25 protein-coding genes are annotated in these 14323 nt (G+C 49.3%); all 25 read right to left on the reverse strand.

What is annotated here, in order from left to right; translation table 11 throughout:
* Window positions 1-3 precede the first annotated feature (3 nt).
* The 25 genes from rpsE to rpsL all read right to left on the reverse strand — a co-directional run bounded on the left by rpsE (window position 4) and on the right by rpsL (window position 14196).
* Entirely contained in the window at window positions 4-504 is a 501-nt protein-coding gene (gene rpsE, locus DMB82_RS18250) for a 30S ribosomal protein S5 (RefSeq protein ID WP_005970257.1), read from the reverse strand.
* Window positions 505-518: 14 nt separating this feature from the next.
* On the reverse strand, window positions 519-872 hold the full coding sequence (gene rplR / locus DMB82_RS18255; RefSeq protein ID WP_039487912.1) for a 50S ribosomal protein L18: 354 nt from the start codon (window positions 870-872) through the stop codon (window positions 519-521).
* A gap of 9 nt (window positions 873-881) precedes the next feature.
* Window positions 882-1415, reverse strand: coding sequence for a 50S ribosomal protein L6 (gene rplF, locus DMB82_RS18260; RefSeq protein ID WP_005970259.1), 534 nt, complete (start codon window positions 1413-1415; stop codon window positions 882-884).
* Between the two features lie 12 nt (window positions 1416-1427).
* On the reverse strand, window positions 1428-1820 hold the full coding sequence (gene rpsH / locus DMB82_RS18265) for a 30S ribosomal protein S8 (RefSeq protein ID WP_005970261.1): 393 nt from the start codon (window positions 1818-1820) through the stop codon (window positions 1428-1430).
* A 33-nt stretch (window positions 1821-1853) separates the two neighbouring features.
* A complete protein-coding gene (rpsN, locus tag DMB82_RS18270) occupies window positions 1854-2159 on the reverse strand; it encodes a 30S ribosomal protein S14 (RefSeq protein WP_010286114.1) in 306 nt (101 codons plus the stop codon).
* 13 nt (window positions 2160-2172) lie between these two features.
* Complete coding sequence (gene rplE, locus DMB82_RS18275; RefSeq protein ID WP_039487909.1) at window positions 2173-2712, reverse strand: 50S ribosomal protein L5; 540 nt, start codon at window positions 2710-2712, stop codon at window positions 2173-2175.
* Window positions 2713-2726: 14 nt separating this feature from the next.
* Entirely contained in the window at window positions 2727-3041 is a 315-nt protein-coding gene (gene rplX, locus DMB82_RS18280; protein WP_005970267.1) for a 50S ribosomal protein L24, read from the reverse strand.
* A 10-nt stretch (window positions 3042-3051) separates the two neighbouring features.
* Entirely contained in the window at window positions 3052-3423 is a 372-nt protein-coding gene (rplN, locus tag DMB82_RS18285; protein WP_000613954.1) for a 50S ribosomal protein L14, read from the reverse strand.
* Window positions 3424-3584: 161 nt separating this feature from the next.
* Window positions 3585-3839 carry a 30S ribosomal protein S17 gene (rpsQ, locus tag DMB82_RS18290; protein WP_010286161.1) on the reverse strand — a complete coding sequence of 85 codons (255 nt, stop codon included), beginning with the start codon at window positions 3837-3839 and terminating at the stop codon, window positions 3585-3587.
* Entirely contained in the window at window positions 3839-4030 is a 192-nt protein-coding gene (gene rpmC / locus DMB82_RS18295) for a 50S ribosomal protein L29 (RefSeq protein WP_005970272.1), read from the reverse strand. Before rpmC ends, rpsQ begins: the two co-directional genes overlap by 1 nt.
* Window positions 4030-4440, reverse strand: coding sequence for a 50S ribosomal protein L16 (gene rplP / locus DMB82_RS18300; protein ID WP_005970273.1), 411 nt, complete (start codon window positions 4438-4440; stop codon window positions 4030-4032). Before rplP ends, rpmC begins: the two co-directional genes overlap by 1 nt.
* 12 nt (window positions 4441-4452) lie before the next feature.
* Entirely contained in the window at window positions 4453-5154 is a 702-nt protein-coding gene (rpsC, locus tag DMB82_RS18305) for a 30S ribosomal protein S3 (RefSeq protein ID WP_005970274.1), read from the reverse strand.
* A gap of 17 nt (window positions 5155-5171) precedes the next feature.
* Entirely contained in the window at window positions 5172-5504 is a 333-nt protein-coding gene (gene rplV / locus DMB82_RS18310; RefSeq protein WP_005970275.1) for a 50S ribosomal protein L22, read from the reverse strand.
* 14 nt (window positions 5505-5518) lie between these two features.
* Complete coding sequence (gene rpsS, locus DMB82_RS18315; RefSeq protein WP_004929772.1) at window positions 5519-5797, reverse strand: 30S ribosomal protein S19; 279 nt, start codon at window positions 5795-5797, stop codon at window positions 5519-5521.
* 16 nt (window positions 5798-5813) lie between these two features.
* Window positions 5814-6635, reverse strand: coding sequence for a 50S ribosomal protein L2 (gene rplB, locus DMB82_RS18320; protein WP_102119299.1), 822 nt, complete (start codon window positions 6633-6635; stop codon window positions 5814-5816).
* Window positions 6636-6652: 17 nt separating this feature from the next.
* Window positions 6653-6955: a 50S ribosomal protein L23 gene (rplW, locus tag DMB82_RS18325; protein WP_005970277.1), complete on the reverse strand. Its 303-nt coding sequence runs from the start codon at window positions 6953-6955 to the stop codon at window positions 6653-6655.
* Window positions 6952-7557 (reverse strand): 50S ribosomal protein L4, encoded by a 606-nt coding sequence (gene rplD, locus DMB82_RS18330; RefSeq protein ID WP_010304939.1) that lies wholly within the window; start codon window positions 7555-7557, stop codon window positions 6952-6954. The genes rplW and rplD overlap by 4 nt, the downstream gene beginning before the upstream one ends.
* A 10-nt stretch (window positions 7558-7567) precedes the next feature.
* Window positions 7568-8197: a 50S ribosomal protein L3 gene (gene rplC / locus DMB82_RS18335; RefSeq protein ID WP_102119300.1), complete on the reverse strand. Its 630-nt coding sequence runs from the start codon at window positions 8195-8197 to the stop codon at window positions 7568-7570.
* A 32-nt stretch (window positions 8198-8229) separates the two neighbouring features.
* Window positions 8230-8541, reverse strand: a complete 312-nt coding sequence (gene rpsJ, locus DMB82_RS18340) for a 30S ribosomal protein S10 (RefSeq protein WP_001181005.1) — start codon at window positions 8539-8541, stop codon at window positions 8230-8232.
* Window positions 8542-8845: 304 nt separating this feature from the next.
* Window positions 8846-9319, reverse strand: coding sequence for a bacterioferritin (gene bfr / locus DMB82_RS18345; protein ID WP_010286186.1), 474 nt, complete (start codon window positions 9317-9319; stop codon window positions 8846-8848).
* Window positions 9320-9391: 72 nt separating this feature from the next.
* A complete protein-coding gene (gene bfd / locus DMB82_RS18350; RefSeq protein ID WP_005970281.1) occupies window positions 9392-9586 on the reverse strand; it encodes a bacterioferritin-associated ferredoxin in 195 nt (64 codons plus the stop codon).
* Window positions 9587-9790: 204 nt separating this feature from the next.
* On the reverse strand, window positions 9791-10975 hold the full coding sequence (gene tuf, locus DMB82_RS18355) for an elongation factor Tu (protein WP_102116828.1): 1185 nt from the start codon (window positions 10973-10975) through the stop codon (window positions 9791-9793).
* A gap of 68 nt (window positions 10976-11043) precedes the next feature.
* On the reverse strand, window positions 11044-13158 hold the full coding sequence (fusA, locus tag DMB82_RS18360) for an elongation factor G (RefSeq protein WP_116156464.1): 2115 nt from the start codon (window positions 13156-13158) through the stop codon (window positions 11044-11046).
* A 96-nt stretch (window positions 13159-13254) separates the two neighbouring features.
* The gene (rpsG, locus tag DMB82_RS18365; protein ID WP_009111198.1) at window positions 13255-13725 is read right to left on the reverse strand and encodes a 30S ribosomal protein S7; all 471 of its coding nucleotides are present in this window, start codon (window positions 13723-13725) and stop codon (window positions 13255-13257) included.
* Window positions 13726-13821: 96 nt separating this feature from the next.
* Window positions 13822-14196 carry a 30S ribosomal protein S12 gene (gene rpsL / locus DMB82_RS18370; protein ID WP_005969567.1) on the reverse strand — a complete coding sequence of 125 codons (375 nt, stop codon included), beginning with the start codon at window positions 14194-14196 and terminating at the stop codon, window positions 13822-13824.
* Window positions 14197-14323: the final 127 nt, after the last annotated feature.

The following is a 14323-nucleotide window of genomic DNA, read 5'->3' on the forward strand; positions in this document are numbered from 1 at the left end:
TCATTACCCCAGAATTTCTTCAACGGATTTACCACGCTTGGCAGCGACCATTTCTGGGGACTTCATATTGGCCAAGCCATCAATCGTTGCACGAACCACGTTAATCGGGTTAGTGGAACCATAGGCTTTAGCCAATACGTTGTGAACCCCTGCAACTTCCAAAACGGCGCGCATTGCACCACCGGCAATAATACCGGTACCTTCGGAAGCTGGCTGCATGAACACACGAGAACCCGTGTGAGCACCTTTAACTGGGTGCTGCAGGGTGCCGTTGTTCAGCGCGACATTCATCATATTGCGACGGGCTTTTTCCATCGCTTTCTGGATCGCTGCCGGAACTTCGCGAGCTTTACCGTAACCAAAACCAACGCGGCCGTTGCCATCACCCACTACAGTCAGTGCGGTGAAGCTGAAAATACGACCACCTTTAACGGTTTTAGATACGCGATTTACCGCGATCAGCTTTTCCTGCAGTTCGCCAGCTTGTTTCTCGATGTGAGCCATCTTACACCTCTACCTTAGAACTGAAGGCCAGCTTCACGGGCAGCATCTGCCAGTGCTTGGACTCGACCATGATATTGGAAACCGGAACGGTCGAAAGAGACATCTTTGATGCCTTTTTCTAACGCGCGTTCTGCAATAGCTTTACCTATTGCGATAGCTGCGTCTTTATTACCGGTAGACTTCAGTTGTTCAGCGATAGCTTTTTCTACAGTAGAAGCGGCTACCAGGACTTCAGAACCGTTCGGTGCAATGACCTGCGCATAAATATGGCGTGGTGTACGATGTACCACCAGACGCGTCGCACCCAGTTCCTGGAGCTTGCGGCGTGCGCGGGTCGCACGACGGATACGAGCTGCTTTCTTATCCATAGTGTTACCTTACTTCTTCTTAGCCTCTTTGGTACGCACGACTTCGTCGGCGTAACGGACACCCTTGCCTTTATAAGGCTCAGGACGACGGTAGGCGCGTAATTCCGCAGCAACCTGACCAATAACCTGCTTATCAGCACCTTTCAGTACGATTTCAGTTTGGCTTGGGCATTCTGCAGTAATACCTGCCGGCAGTGCATGCTCTACTGGGTGAGAAAACCCAAGAGACAGGTTAACCACATTGCCTTTAACAGCAGCACGGTAACCAACACCAACCAGTTGCAGCTTCTTAGTGAAGCCTTCGGTAACACCGATAACCATTGCGTTCAACAGAGCGCGAGTGGTACCCGCTTGGGCCCATCCGTCAACGAAACCTTCGCGCGGAGCGAAAGTCAGAGCGTTGTCAGCTTGTTTCACTTCAACAGCATCGTGGATCTTACGACTCAGCTCGCCGTTTTTACCCTTAATCGAAACATCCTGACCGTTGAGTTTTACCTCTACGCCGGCAGGAATGACGACGGGTGCTTTTGCAACACGAGACATTTTTCCTCCCGATTAAGCTACGTAGCAGATAATCTCGCCACCAAGACCAGCCTGGCGAGCTGCACGATCAGTCATAACACCTTTAGAGGTAGAAACAACAGCGATACCCAAACCGGCCATAACTTTTGGCAGCTCATCTTTTCTTTTATAGATGCGCAGGCCTGGGCGGCTTACTCGCTGAATGCTTTCTACGACTGCTTTGCCCTGGAAATATTTAAGTTCTAATTCCAGAACTGGCTTGGTGTCGCCTTCGATTTTGAAATCTTCAATGTAACCTTCTTCCTTCAGCACGTTGGCAATTGCCACTTTCAGCTTGGAGGAAGGCATGGTGACCGCAACTTTGTTCGCGGCTTGACCGTTACGGATACGGGTCAGCATATCCGCGATCGGATCTTGCATGCTCATCTGTCTTTACTCCCGTGATTCAATTGGTGACAATTACCAGCTAGCCTTTTTCAGACCCGGAATTTCACCGCGCATAGCGGCTTCACGGACCTTGATACGGCTCAACCCGAACTTCCGCAGGAAAGCGTGCGGACGACCAGTTTGGCGGCAGCGGTTACGCTGACGAGACGGGCTGGAATCACGCGGCAGAGTCTGCAGCTTAAGAACTGCATCCCAACGATCTTCATCGGATGAGTTCACACCAGAGATGATAGCTTTCAATTCCTCGCGTTTAGCGCGGTATTTTTCAGCCAGTTTCACACGAACAACTTCGCGTGCTTTCATGGATTGCTTAGCCATTAGTAACCCTACCTTACTTGCGGAATGGGAAGTTAAAGGCGGCCAACAGCGCACGGCCTTCATCATCGGATTTCGCAGTAGTGGTAATGGTAATGTCCAAACCACGAACGCGATCGACTTTATCGTAGTCGATTTCCGGGAAGATGATCTGCTCACGCACACCCATGCTGTAGTTACCACGACCATCGAATGACTTAGCAGACAAGCCACGGAAGTCACGAATACGCGGTACAGCAATGGAAATCAGACGCTCAAGGAACTCCCACATGCGTTCGCCACGCAGAGTTACTTTACAGCCGATCGGATAGCCCTGACGGATTTTGAAGCCTGCAACAGATTTGCGTGCTTTGGTGATCAACGGTTTTTGACCGGAGATTGCTGCCAGATCAGCTGCTGCGTTATCCAGCAGTTTCTTGTCAGCGATCGCTTCACCAACACCCATATTCAGGGTGATCTTCTCGACCCGAGGGACTTGCATGACAGAATTGTAGCTAAACTCAGTCATGAGTTTTTTAACTACTTCGTCTTTGTAGTAATCATGCAGTTTCGCCATCGTACTACTCCAAATTACTTGATAGTTTCGCTATTAGATTTAAAGAAACGGACTTTTTTTCCGTCTTCGAATCTAAAGCCTACACGGTCAGCCTTACCAGTTGCCGCATTGAAGATTGCAAGGTTAGAAACTTGAATTGCAGCTTCTTTTTCAACGATGCCACCTGGTTGATTCAGGGCCGGAACCGGCTTCTGATGTTTTTTAACCAGGTTAATACCTTCAACAATGACCTTACTAGCAGACAGGACATTTTTTACTTTACCGCGCTTACCTTTATCTTTACCGGTTAGCACGATAACTTCGTCATCACGACGGATTTTCGCTGCCATGATTCGCTCCTTAAAGTACTTCTGGTGCCAGAGAGATAATTTTCATGAACTTCTCATTACGCAGTTCACGAGTTACCGGCCCAAAAATACGCGTACCGATAGGCTGTTCGCTGTTATTGTTTAAAATAACGCAAGCATTGCCATCGAAGCGAATGACAGAACCGTCCGGGCGACGAACACCCTTCTTGGTGCGCACCACTACCGCCTTCAGAACATCGCCTTTCTTCACCTTACCGCGAGGAATTGCTTCCTTGATGGTAATTTTGATGATATCGCCGACGCCTGCGTAGCGACGGTGCGAGCCACCTAGAACCTTGATACACATTACGCGACGTGCACCGGAATTATCGGCCACGTTCAGCATAGTCTGTTCTTGGATCATTTTAGTGCTCCGCTTGTCAACTACTACTCTAGGACCCTTTCGGGCCATTAAATACCCCATAATTGAGGGCGCAGCATTATAACACCGCTTCCTTGGTATGGGTAGAAAAAATAAACGGCCCTTTGCAGAGCCGTTTATCATAAGAGAAGAGCGCTACTTTATTACAGAATTGCTTTCTCTACAACGCGAACAAGTGTCCAAGACTTATTTTTGGACAGCGGACGGCATTCGCGGATTTCAACCACGTCACCGATACCGCATTCATTGTTCTCGTCATGTACGTGCAGCTTAGTCGTACGCTTAATGAATTTACCGTAAAGCGGGTGTTTCACAAAACGTTCGATAGCAACAACCATGGATTTCTCCATTTTGTCGCTTACAACACGACCTTGCAGAGTACGGATTTTATCGGTCATTACGCACCCGCCTTCTCAGTCAGTAAAGTCTTAACACGTGCAATATTGTGACGCACTTGTTTTACCAGGTGAGTCTGTTGCAACTGACCACTGGCAGCCTGCATACGCAGGTTAAATTGCTCGCGCAGCAGGCCGAGCAGTTCAGTGTTCAGCTCTTCGACGCTTTTTTCACGCAGCTCATTTGCTTTCATTACATCACCGTCTTAGTTACAAAGGTGGTTTTGATAGGCAGTTTCGCTGCTGCCAGTTGGAATGCCTCACGGGCTAACTCTTCCGGCACACCGTCCATTTCGTACAGGACTTTACCTGGCTGAATCAAGGCAACCCAATATTCCACGTTACCTTTACCTTTACCCATACGAACTTCAAGCGGTTTCTCGGTGATCGGTTTGTCCGGGAATACACGGATCCAGATCTTACCTTGACGCTTAACAGCACGAGTCATGGCACGACGTGCAGCTTCGATTTGACGAGCAGTCAGGCGACCGCGGCCAACAGCTTTCAGACCGAAAGTGCCGAAGCTAACATCCGTACCCTGCGCCAGACCACGGTTGCGGCCCTTGTGCACCTTACGGAATTTTGTACGCTTTGGTTGTAACATCAGCGACTCTCCTTACTTGCGGCCTTTACGCTGCTGCTTTTTAGGTTGAGCAGCCGGTTTTTCCGGTTGTTCAACGGCAGCCATACCACCCAGGATCTCACCTTTGAAGATCCACACTTTCACACCGATAACACCATAAGTGGTGTGCGCTTCGGAGGTGTTGTAGTCGATATCCGCACGCAGTGTATGCAATGGAACACGACCTTCACGGTACCATTCGGTACGCGCGATTTCAGCGCCGCCAAGACGGCCACTTACTTCAACTTTAATACCTTTAGCGCCCAGACGCATGGCGTTCTGTACCGCACGCTTCATAGCACGACGGAACATCACACGACGCTCCAGCTGAGAAGTGATGCTGTCAGCAACCAATTTTGCGTCCAGTTCAGGTTTACGAACTTCTGCGATATTGATCTGTGCAGGCACGCCAGCGATATCCGCTACGACTTTGCGCAGTTTTTCAACATCTTCACCTTTTTTACCGATCACGATACCCGGGCGAGCGGTGTGAATAGTCACACGGATGCTTTTTGCCGGACGTTCGATAACGATACGAGAAACGGAAGCCTTCTCCAGTTCCTTCGTCAGGTATTTACGAACTTTAAAATCGCTGTCCAGGTTGTCAGCGAATTCTTTGGTATTCGCATACCAGGTAGAGTTCCAAGGTTTGACAATACCCAGGCGAATACCATTAGGATGTACTTTCTGACCCATTGCTAGTCTCCAGAGTCTCAGCGATCGGACACAACCACAGTAATGTGGCTGGTACGCTTCAGGATGCGATCCGCACGACCTTTAGCACGCGGCATAATGCGCTTCATGCTTGGGCCTTCGTCAACGAAGATTTTCGCGACTTTCAGATCATCAATGTCAGCGCCATCGTTGTGTTCTGCGTTAGCAATAGCAGACTCCAGCACTTTTTTAACCAGACCAGCAGCTTTCTTGTTGGTGTAGGTCAGAACTTCCAGAGCTTGCGACACTTTCTTACCGCGAATCAGGTCTGCCACCAGGCGAACCTTTTGAGCAGAAGAACGAGCGTGGCAATGTTTAGCGATAGTTTCCATCTCTTCCTCCTACCTTAGCGCTTCTTGGCCTTTTTGTCGGCCGCATGGCCGCGATAAGTACGAGTCGGCGCGAATTCACCCAGTTTGTGACCGACCATTTCATCGGAAACAAACACCGGAACGTGCTGACGACCATTATGGACAGCGATGGTCAAACCGATCATATTTGGAAAGATCGTTGAACGACGGGACCAAGTGCGCAAAGGCTTCTTGTCTCCGCTTTCCACCGCTTTCTCTACCTTCTTCAGCAAGTGCAGGTCAATAAAAGGACCTTTCTTGAGAGAACGTGGCATGGTTTATCCTCTAAGATTATTTAGTACGGCGACGTACGATAAATTTATCAGTACGCTTGTTGCTGCGGGTCTTCTTACCTTTGGTCTGGAGGCCCCACGGACTAACTGGGTGCTTACCAAAGTTACGACCTTCACCACCACCGTGTGGGTGGTCGACTGGGTTCATTGCCGTACCGCGAACGGTAGGACGAACACCACGCCAGCGTGCAGCACCCGCTTTACCCAGAACGCGCAGCATATGCTCAGCGTTGCCAACTTCGCCCAGCGTAGCGCGGCAGTCGGATTCGACTTTACGCATTTCGCCAGAACGCAGACGCAGGGTAACGTAAGCACCGTCACGAGCAACGATCTGAACGTAAGTACCAGCAGAGCGCGCCAACTGGCCGCCTTTACCTGGTTTCATTTCTACGTTGTGAACCGTTGAACCGACTGGAATGTTACGCATCGGCAGGGTGTTACCCGCTTTAATCGCAGCATCAACGCCAGATTGGATCTGGTCGCCGGCTTTCAGGCCTTTCGGCGCTAGGATGTAACGACGCTCGCCGTCTTTGTATAGAACCAGCGCGATATTCGCGGAACGGTTCGGATCATACTCGAGACGCTCAACAACCGCAGGAATACCATCTTTATTGCGTTTGAAGTCAACCAGACGATACTGCTGTTTGTGACCACCACCGATGTGACGGGTAGTGATGCGGCCATTGTTGTTACGGCCACCGGATTTGCTGTTCTTTTCCAGCAATGGGGCGTAAGGCTTGCCCTTGTGCAGCTCAGGGTTAACCACTTTAACAACGTGGCGACGACCCGGAGATGTCGGTTTACATTTAACAACTGCCATTGTCTTTCTCCTCCGACTTACTCAGCGCCGCCGATGAAGTCCAGATTCTGGCCTTCTTTCAGGGTGACGTAAGCTTTTTTCCAGTCGCTACGACGACCAATACGCTGTCCGTGACGCTTAACTTTACCCTTAACTACCAGGGTGTTTACGTCTTTAACTTCTACTTCGAACAGTTTCTCGACAGCAGCAACGATCTCTGCTTTAGTCGCGTCTTTAGCAACTTTGAGAACGATGGTGTTAGTTTTTTCCATCGCGGTAGATGCTTTTTCAGATACGTGCGGCGCGCGCAGTACTTTCAGCAGACGTTCTTCACGGATCATGCCAGCATCTCCTCAACTTGCTTAACTGCATCTGCAGTCATAACGACTTTGTCGAAGGCGATCAAGCTAACTGGGTCGATACCTGCTGCATCACGCACGTCAACCTTGTACAGGTTACGAGCGGCCAGGAACAGATTCTCATCCAGTTCACCGGTGATGATCAACACGTCTTCCAGTGCCATATCTTTCAGTTTCTGTGCCAGCAACTTAGTTTTCGGTGCTTCTACAGAGAACGTCTCGACAACGATCAGACGATCTTGACGTACCAATTCGGACAAAATGCTTTTCAGCGCGCCGCGGTACATCTTTTTGTTAACTTTCTGACTGTGGTCCTGTGGCTTAGCAGCGAAGGTCACTCCACCGGAACGCCAGATCGGGCTCTTAACAGAACCAGAACGCGCACGGCCAGTACCTTTCTGACGCCAAGGTTTTTTACCGGAACCAGTTACTTCAGCACGGGTCTTCTGGGCGCGAGTACCTTGACGGGCACCTGCTGCATAAGCAACAACAACCTGATGTACCAGCGCTTCGTTGAAATCACGACCGAAGGTAGTTTCGGAAACAGTCAGCGCGCTTTGCGCGTCTTTCAATACTAATTCCATTGCTATCTCCTCACGCCTTCACAGCTGGTTTAACGATCAGGTCGCTACCGGTAGCTCCCGGAACAGCACCTTTAACCAGCAGCAGGTTGCGCTCAGCGTCAACACGCACTACGTCCAGGCTCTGAACGGTTACACGCTCGTTACCCAGCTGGCCTGCCATTTTCTTGCCTTTGAACACTTTGCCCGGAGTCTGGTTCTGACCGATAGAACCCGGCACGCGGTGGGACAAGGAGTTACCGTGAGTAGCATCCTGAGTACGGAAATTCCAGCGCTTAACTGTGCCAGCAAAACCTTTACCTTTAGATGTACCAGTAACGTCTACTTTTTTAACGTCTGCGAAAATTTCGACACTGATGCTCTGACCTACAGTGAACTCTTCGCCTTCAGAAAGACGGAATTCACGCAGAGTACGGCCAGCTTCTACGCTAGCTTTAGCAAAGTGACCTGCTTCTGGCTTAGTAACACGGTTTGCTTTTTTAGCACCAGTAGTTACTTGCACAGCGCGGTAACCGTCGTTAGCCAGGTCTTTAACCTGAGTTACGCGGTTTGCTTCAATTTCGATAACGGTTACGGGGATAGATACGCCATCTTCAGTGAAGATACGGGTCATGCCCACTTTTTTACCGACTAAACCAATCATTGTTTCAACCTCTCAATCGCTCAATGACCTGATTAACCCAGGCTGATCTGCACGTCTACACCAGCAGCCAGATCCAGACGCATCAGAGCATCAACGGTTTTCTCGGTTGGCTCAACGATGTCAACCAGACGCTTGTGAGTGCGAATCTCGTACTGATCGCGCGCATCTTTATTGACGTGCGGAGAAATCAGAACGGTAAAGCGCTCTTTGCGGGTCGGCAGCGGGATCGGACCACGTACTTGCGCACCAGTGCGCTTAGCAGTCTCGACGATTTCCGCAGTTGATTGATCAATCAGACGATGATCAAACGCTTTCAGGCGGATACGGATTCTTTGGTTCTGCATGAGACCAGAGCTCCAATTATTTATAAACGTAAATGATTACTCCTCGCACCCATTTCGATTGATGGGGGAGTGTAATCGTCAGCACATAACCCCCATATCGGGAGTATTGTTTTGGGCAATAAATGAATATTGACCGTCTGATTCGGATTGAATCAGGCTTACCTAGTTTCGGTAAGCTCGCGCATTATACGCAAATTGGCAGGGGAAGCAACAAGCGGGATGAGATGATTTTAAATCCGGCCGGACGATATGTGGGACACCAGCCGGATTGGGGATAACAATACATAGCATCGTACCTGCTATGTTACTCAGCTTTTAGCTGAGCTTGAAGATAGTTTTGTATACCAAGACGTGAAATCAAATCTAATTCTGTTTCCAGCCAATCGATGTGCCCTTCTTCATCGGCAAGAATTTCTATCATTAAATCCCTACTGACGTAGTCATGTACCGAATCAGCATAGGCAATTGCCTCACGCAAATTCTTTGCGCCATCCAATTCAAGTTGAAGGTCAGAGCGTAAAATCTCTTCGACATCCTCGCCAATATTTAACTTACCCAAATCCTGTAGATTCGGGATGCCTTCAAGAAATAGGATTCGTTCGATGTAGCGATCAGCATGCTTCATTTCGTCAATAGATTCATGATATTCGTGATCGTTTAGACGGGTTAAGCCCCAGTTTTTAAACATTCGGGCATGAAGAAAATATTGGTTAATGGCTACCAGCTCGTTGCCCAATAACTTATTCAGGTGTGTGATGACTTTTTTATCGCCTTTCATGACATACTCCTCCGCTCCAGTTCTTAAAGTGTAGAACCGGTAAGCAGAGAGTCAAAGAAACGACCCTACATTTTATGCTACTTCATACATATCAGGAATTTTAGCCTGTTCTTCCTCAAAAATGACACGTGCCTGACGAATACACTTACCGCAATCGGTCCCAATAGGAACGAGCTTGCGTAATTGTTGCATAGATTGAGGCTGGTGCTGACGAACAGCATTACGAATGACTTTGTCAGAAATCGCGTTGCACAAACAAACATACATATCAGAATGACTCATTGTTATTGCGAGTGTCTTTCGCACTACCTTTCAGGACACTACAACTAGCATTTGAAACCGCGCCTAGCGATTTTTTAACCAACTGAGTTATTCTAAATAAGAATTATTTTTATTTCAATTTCCATCTAATCATTCGGACGTAAAAAAAGGCACCGAAGTGCCTTTTTCATGCATTAAGTTTATCAGCGATTAAGCGATAACTTTAGCAACAACGCCCGCGCCTACTGTACGGCCGCCTTCACGGATTGCGAAACGCAAACCATCATCCATCGCGATTGGGTGGATCAGGGTAACAACCATTTTGATGTTGTCGCCCGGCATTACCATCTCTACGCCTTCTGGCAGTTCGATGGTGCCCGTCACGTCAGTGGTACGGAAGTAGAACTGAGGACGGTAGCCTTTGAAGAACGGAGTATGACGGCCGCCTTCATCTTTGCTCAGGATATACACTTCTGATTCGAACTGAGTGTGCGGCTTGATTGAACCCGGCTTAGCCAGTACCTGACCACGCTCGATTTCTTCACGCTTGATACCGCGCAGCAGAACACCAACGTTCTCGCCTGCACGACCTTCGTCCAGCAGTTTGCGGAACATTTCTACGCCAGTACAGGTAGATTTCGCCGTATCTTTGATACCAACGATTTCAACTTCTTCACCCACTTTAACGATACCGCGCTCTACACGACCGGTAACAACGGTACCACGACCGGAGATGGAGAATACGTCTTCGATTGGCAGCAGGAACGGCTTGTCAATCGCACGCTCTGGTTCTGGAATATAAGAATCCAGGTAGCCTGCCAGTTCGATGATTTTTGCTTCCCACTCAGCGTCGCCTTCCAGCGCTTTCAGAGCAGAACCACGAACCACTGGGGTGTCGTCGCCTGGGAAGTCGTACTGAGACAACAGCTCACGCACTTCCATCTCAACCAGTTCCAGCAGCTCTTCATCATCAACCATGTCACATTTGTTCAGGAACACGATGATGAAAGGAACGCCAACCTGACGACCCAGCAGGATGTGCTCACGGGTCTGAGGCATTGGGCCGTCAGTCGCAGCAACAACCAGGATCGCACCGTCCATCTGGGCAGCACCGGTGATCATGTTTTTCACATAGTCGGCGTGCCCTGGGCAGTCAACGTGCGCGTAGTGGCGAGACGGGGTATCGTATTCAACGTGAGAGGTGTTGATAGTGATACCACGTGCTTTTTCTTCTGGTGCGTTATCGATCTGGTCGAATGCACGCGCGTTACCACCGTAGGTTTTAGCCAGAACGGTAGTGATTGCAGCGGTCAGCGTTGTTTTACCATGGTCAACGTGGCCGATAGTACCGACGTTAACGTGGGGTTTTGTACGTTCAAATTTTTCTTTAGACACGGCGATATTCCTTACTCAAATGCTCTCCCCCTATGGAGAGAGCACGGGATTTTTTTTAACCCTGAGGCTTATTTACCACGGGCTTCAATTACGGCCTGAGCAACGTTGTTAGGCGCATCATCGTACTTCAGGAACTCCATGGAGTAAGAAGCACGGCCTTTGGTCAGAGAACGCAGTTGAGTTGCGTATCCGAACATTTCAGACAACGGAACTTCAGCGTGAATCACAACGCCAGTAACGTTAGATTCCTGACCACGCAGCATACCACGACGACGGCTAAGGTCACCGATGACGTCACCAGTGTTCTCTTCCGGCGTTTCAACTTCAACCTTCATGATAGGCTCAAGCAGAACAGGTTTTGCTTTCTTAAAGCCGTCTTTGAAGGCGATAGAAGCAGCCAGTTTAAACGCCAATTCAGAGGAGTCAACGTCATGGAAAGAACCGAAGTGCAGACGCACGCCGAGATCAACCACTGGGTAACCAGCCAACGGACCCGCTTTCAGCTGTTCCTGAATACCTTTATCAACGGCAGGGATGTATTCGCCAGGAATTACACCACCTTTGATGTCGTTGACGAACTCGTAGCCTTTCGGATTTGAGCCCGGCTCCAGCGGATACATGTCGATAACAACATGACCATACTGACCACGACCACCAGACTGCTTGGCGTGTTTACCTTCGATATCGGTAACTTTCGCACGAATCGCTTCACGATAAGCAACCTGTGGTTTACCCACGTTCGCTTCAACGTTGAATTCACGCTTCATACGGTCAACGATGATATCGAGGTGCAATTCACCCATACCAGCGATGATAGTCTGGTTAGATTCTTCGTCTGTCCATACGCGGAAAGACGGGTCTTCTTTAGCCAGACGGCCCAATGCCAGACCCATTTTTTCTTGGTCAGCTTTGGTTTTCGGTTCTACCGCGATGGAGATTACCGGCTCAGGGAATTCCATACGTTCCAAAATGATGACGTTATCTGGATCACACAGAGTGTCACCCGTCGTTACATCTTTCAGACCGATAGCCGCAGCGATATCGCCCGCACGAACTTCTTTGATCTCTTCACGCTTGTTAGCGTGCATCTGAACGATACGACCAAAACGCTCACGTGCTGATTTAACTGGGTTCAGTACGGTGTCGCCGGAGTTAACTACACCAGAGTACACGCGGAAGAACGTCAGGTTACCAACAAACGGGTCGGTAGCAATTTTGAACGCCAGTGCAGCAAACGGCTCTTCATCACTTGCGTGACGCTCAGCCGGCGTGTCTTTACCGTCATCCAAAAGACCATTGATCGCAGGTACGTCAACTGGGGATGGCAGGTAGTCAACTACCGCATCCAGCATCGCCTGAACACCTTTGTTCTTAAATGCAGAACCACAGGTTACCAAGATGATTTCGTTGTTCAGAACGCGCTGACGCAGAGCTTTTTTGATCTCTTCTTCAGTCAGTTCTTCACCACCCAGGTATTTCTCCATCAGGTCTTCTGAAGCTTCTGCTGCAGATTCGATCAGGTTCTGGTGCCATTCATCAGCCAGATCCTGCATATCAGCTGGGATCTCTTCGTATTCGAAGGTCACGCCCTGATCGGCATCGTTCCAGTTGATGGCTTTCATTTTCACCAGGTCAACAACACCGGTGAAACCTTCTTCAGCACCAATTGCCAGCTGCAGCGGAACAGGGTTCGCGCCCAGACGGGATTTGATCTGACCAACAACTTTCAGGAAATTCGCACCCATGCGGTCCATTTTGTTAACGAACGCAATGCGTGGAACTTTATATTTGTTTGCCTGACGCCATACGGTTTCAGACTGCGGCTGAACACCACCAACTGCGCAGTAAACCATTACCGCACCATCCAATACACGCATGGAACGTTCTACTTCGATAGTGAAGTCAACGTGCCCTGGGGTGTCGATGATGTTTACACGATGCGGTTCATACTGCTTAGCCATACCAGACCAGAATGCAGTAGTCGCTGCGGAAGTGATAGTAATACCACGCTCCTGCTCCTGCTCCATCCAGTCCATGGTAGCTGCGCCGTCATGAACTTCACCGATTTTATGGTTTACACCAGTGTAGAACAGAATACGTTCGGTAGTAGTGGTTTTACCGGCGTCGATGTGCGCACTGATACCAATGTTACGGTAGCGTGCGATGGGTGTTGTACGAGCCATTTGTATCCTCTGTTTACTAGGGCGTTCAATTTAGTTAACCCAAGCGGGTTGGCTATTTTTAGCGCCCGCTTGGTTAGCATGACTACAACGAAGGGATTACCAACGGTAGTGAGCGAACGCCTTGTTAGCTTCGGCCATACGGTGAACGTCTTCACGTTTCTTAACAGCAGTACCTTTGTTCTCTGCTGCATCAGAAAGTTCGTTCGCCAGGCGCAGAGCCATAGATTTATCACCGCGTTTACGAGCAGCTTCTACGATCCAACGCATTGCCAACGCATTACGACGAACCGGACGGACTTCTACTGGTACCTGATAAGTAGAACCACCAACGCGGCGCGACTTAACTTCGACAGTCGGGCGAACGTTGTCCAGAGCTACTTCAAAAGCTTCCAGATGATCTTTACCAGAGCGCTGAGCCAGGGTCTCCAGCGCGGTATAGACGATTGCTTCAGCAGTAGATTTTTTACCATCTACCATCAGGATGTTTACAAATTTGGCCAGCAGTTCTGATCCGAACTTAGGATCCGGCAGAATTTTACGTTGACCAATGACGCGACGACGTGGCATGGAAATACTCCGTTGTTAATTCAGGATTGTCCAAAACTCTACGAGTTTAGTTTGACATTTAAGTTAAAACGTTTGGCCTTACTTAACGGAGAACCATTAAGCCTTTGGCTTCTTCACGCCGTATTTGGAACGGGATTGCTTACGGTCTTTAACACCTGAGCAGTCCAGCGCGCCACGAACGGTGTGGTAACGCACACCTGGCAGGTCTTTAACACGACCGCCACGGATCAGGATCACGGAGTGCTCCTGCAGGTTATGACCTTCACCACCGATATAGGAGGTAACTTCAAAACCGTTGGTTAAACGAACACGGCATACTTTACGCAGTGCGGAGTTCGGTTTTTTAGGGGTGGTCGTATATACACGGGTACATACGCCACGTTTCTGCGGGCATGCTTCCAGCGCCGGAACGTTGCTTTTAGCAGCCTTCAGGGAGCGTGGTTTGCGTACCAGCTGGTTAATCGTTGCCATTCAAAAAGCTCCTGGGTTTTGCTTCGTAAACACGTAATAAATCGCCTCATGTTTGCGCAAGGCAAAGTATGAGGACGCAGAATTTTAGGGCTGGCAGTGGAAGGAGTCAAGAAATATACAAAAATTC

Source organism: Pectobacterium aquaticum (assembly GCF_003382565.3).
Taxonomy (GTDB): domain Bacteria; phylum Pseudomonadota; class Gammaproteobacteria; order Enterobacterales; family Enterobacteriaceae; genus Pectobacterium; species Pectobacterium aquaticum.

Excerpts from the sequence above, each read along its gene's own strand:
- rpsE (WP_005970257.1), bottom strand. The coding sequence starts at position 504 with ATGGCTCACATCGAGAAACAAGCTGGCGAACTGCAGGAAAAGCTGATC.
- rplR (WP_039487912.1), bottom strand. The coding sequence starts at position 872 with ATGGATAAGAAAGCAGCTCGTATCCGTCGTGCGACCCGCGCACGCCGC.
- rplF (WP_005970259.1), bottom strand. The coding sequence starts at position 1,415 with ATGTCTCGTGTTGCAAAAGCACCCGTCGTCATTCCTGCCGGCGTAGAG.
- rpsH (WP_005970261.1), bottom strand. The coding sequence starts at position 1,820 with ATGAGCATGCAAGATCCGATCGCGGATATGCTGACCCGTATCCGTAAC.
- rpsN (WP_010286114.1), bottom strand. The coding sequence starts at position 2,159 with ATGGCTAAGCAATCCATGAAAGCACGCGAAGTTGTTCGTGTGAAACTG.
- rplE (WP_039487909.1), bottom strand. The coding sequence starts at position 2,712 with ATGGCGAAACTGCATGATTACTACAAAGACGAAGTAGTTAAAAAACTC.
- rplX (WP_005970267.1), bottom strand. The coding sequence starts at position 3,041 with ATGGCAGCGAAAATCCGTCGTGATGACGAAGTTATCGTGCTAACCGGT.
- rplN (WP_000613954.1), bottom strand. The coding sequence starts at position 3,423 with ATGATCCAAGAACAGACTATGCTGAACGTGGCCGATAATTCCGGTGCA.
- rpsQ (WP_010286161.1), bottom strand. The coding sequence starts at position 3,839 with ATGACCGATAAAATCCGTACTCTGCAAGGTCGTGTTGTAAGCGACAAA.
- rpmC (WP_005970272.1), bottom strand. The coding sequence starts at position 4,030 with ATGAAAGCAAATGAGCTGCGTGAAAAAAGCGTCGAAGAGCTGAACACT.
- rplP (WP_005970273.1), bottom strand. The coding sequence starts at position 4,440 with ATGTTACAACCAAAGCGTACAAAATTCCGTAAGGTGCACAAGGGCCGC.
- rpsC (WP_005970274.1), bottom strand. The coding sequence starts at position 5,154 with ATGGGTCAGAAAGTACATCCTAATGGTATTCGCCTGGGTATTGTCAAA.
- rplV (WP_005970275.1), bottom strand. The coding sequence starts at position 5,504 with ATGGAAACTATCGCTAAACATTGCCACGCTCGTTCTTCTGCTCAAAAG.
- rpsS (WP_004929772.1), bottom strand. The coding sequence starts at position 5,797 with ATGCCACGTTCTCTCAAGAAAGGTCCTTTTATTGACCTGCACTTGCTG.
- rplB (WP_102119299.1), bottom strand. The coding sequence starts at position 6,635 with ATGGCAGTTGTTAAATGTAAACCGACATCTCCGGGTCGTCGCCACGTT.
- rplW (WP_005970277.1), bottom strand. The coding sequence starts at position 6,955 with ATGATCCGTGAAGAACGTCTGCTGAAAGTACTGCGCGCGCCGCACGTA.
- rplD (WP_010304939.1), bottom strand. The coding sequence starts at position 7,557 with ATGGAATTAGTATTGAAAGACGCGCAAAGCGCGCTGACTGTTTCCGAA.
- rplC (WP_102119300.1), bottom strand. The coding sequence starts at position 8,197 with ATGATTGGTTTAGTCGGTAAAAAAGTGGGCATGACCCGTATCTTCACT.
- rpsJ (WP_001181005.1), bottom strand. The coding sequence starts at position 8,541 with ATGCAGAACCAAAGAATCCGTATCCGCCTGAAAGCGTTTGATCATCGT.
- bfr (WP_010286186.1), bottom strand. The coding sequence starts at position 9,319 with ATGAAAGGCGATAAAAAAGTCATCACACACCTGAATAAGTTATTGGGC.
- bfd (WP_005970281.1), bottom strand. The coding sequence starts at position 9,586 with ATGTATGTTTGTTTGTGCAACGCGATTTCTGACAAAGTCATTCGTAAT.
- fusA (WP_116156464.1), bottom strand. The coding sequence starts at position 13,158 with ATGGCTCGTACAACACCCATCGCACGCTACCGTAACATTGGTATCAGT.
- rpsG (WP_009111198.1), bottom strand. The coding sequence starts at position 13,725 with ATGCCACGTCGTCGCGTCATTGGTCAACGTAAAATTCTGCCGGATCCT.
- rpsL (WP_005969567.1), bottom strand. The coding sequence starts at position 14,196 with ATGGCAACGATTAACCAGCTGGTACGCAAACCACGCTCCCTGAAGGCT.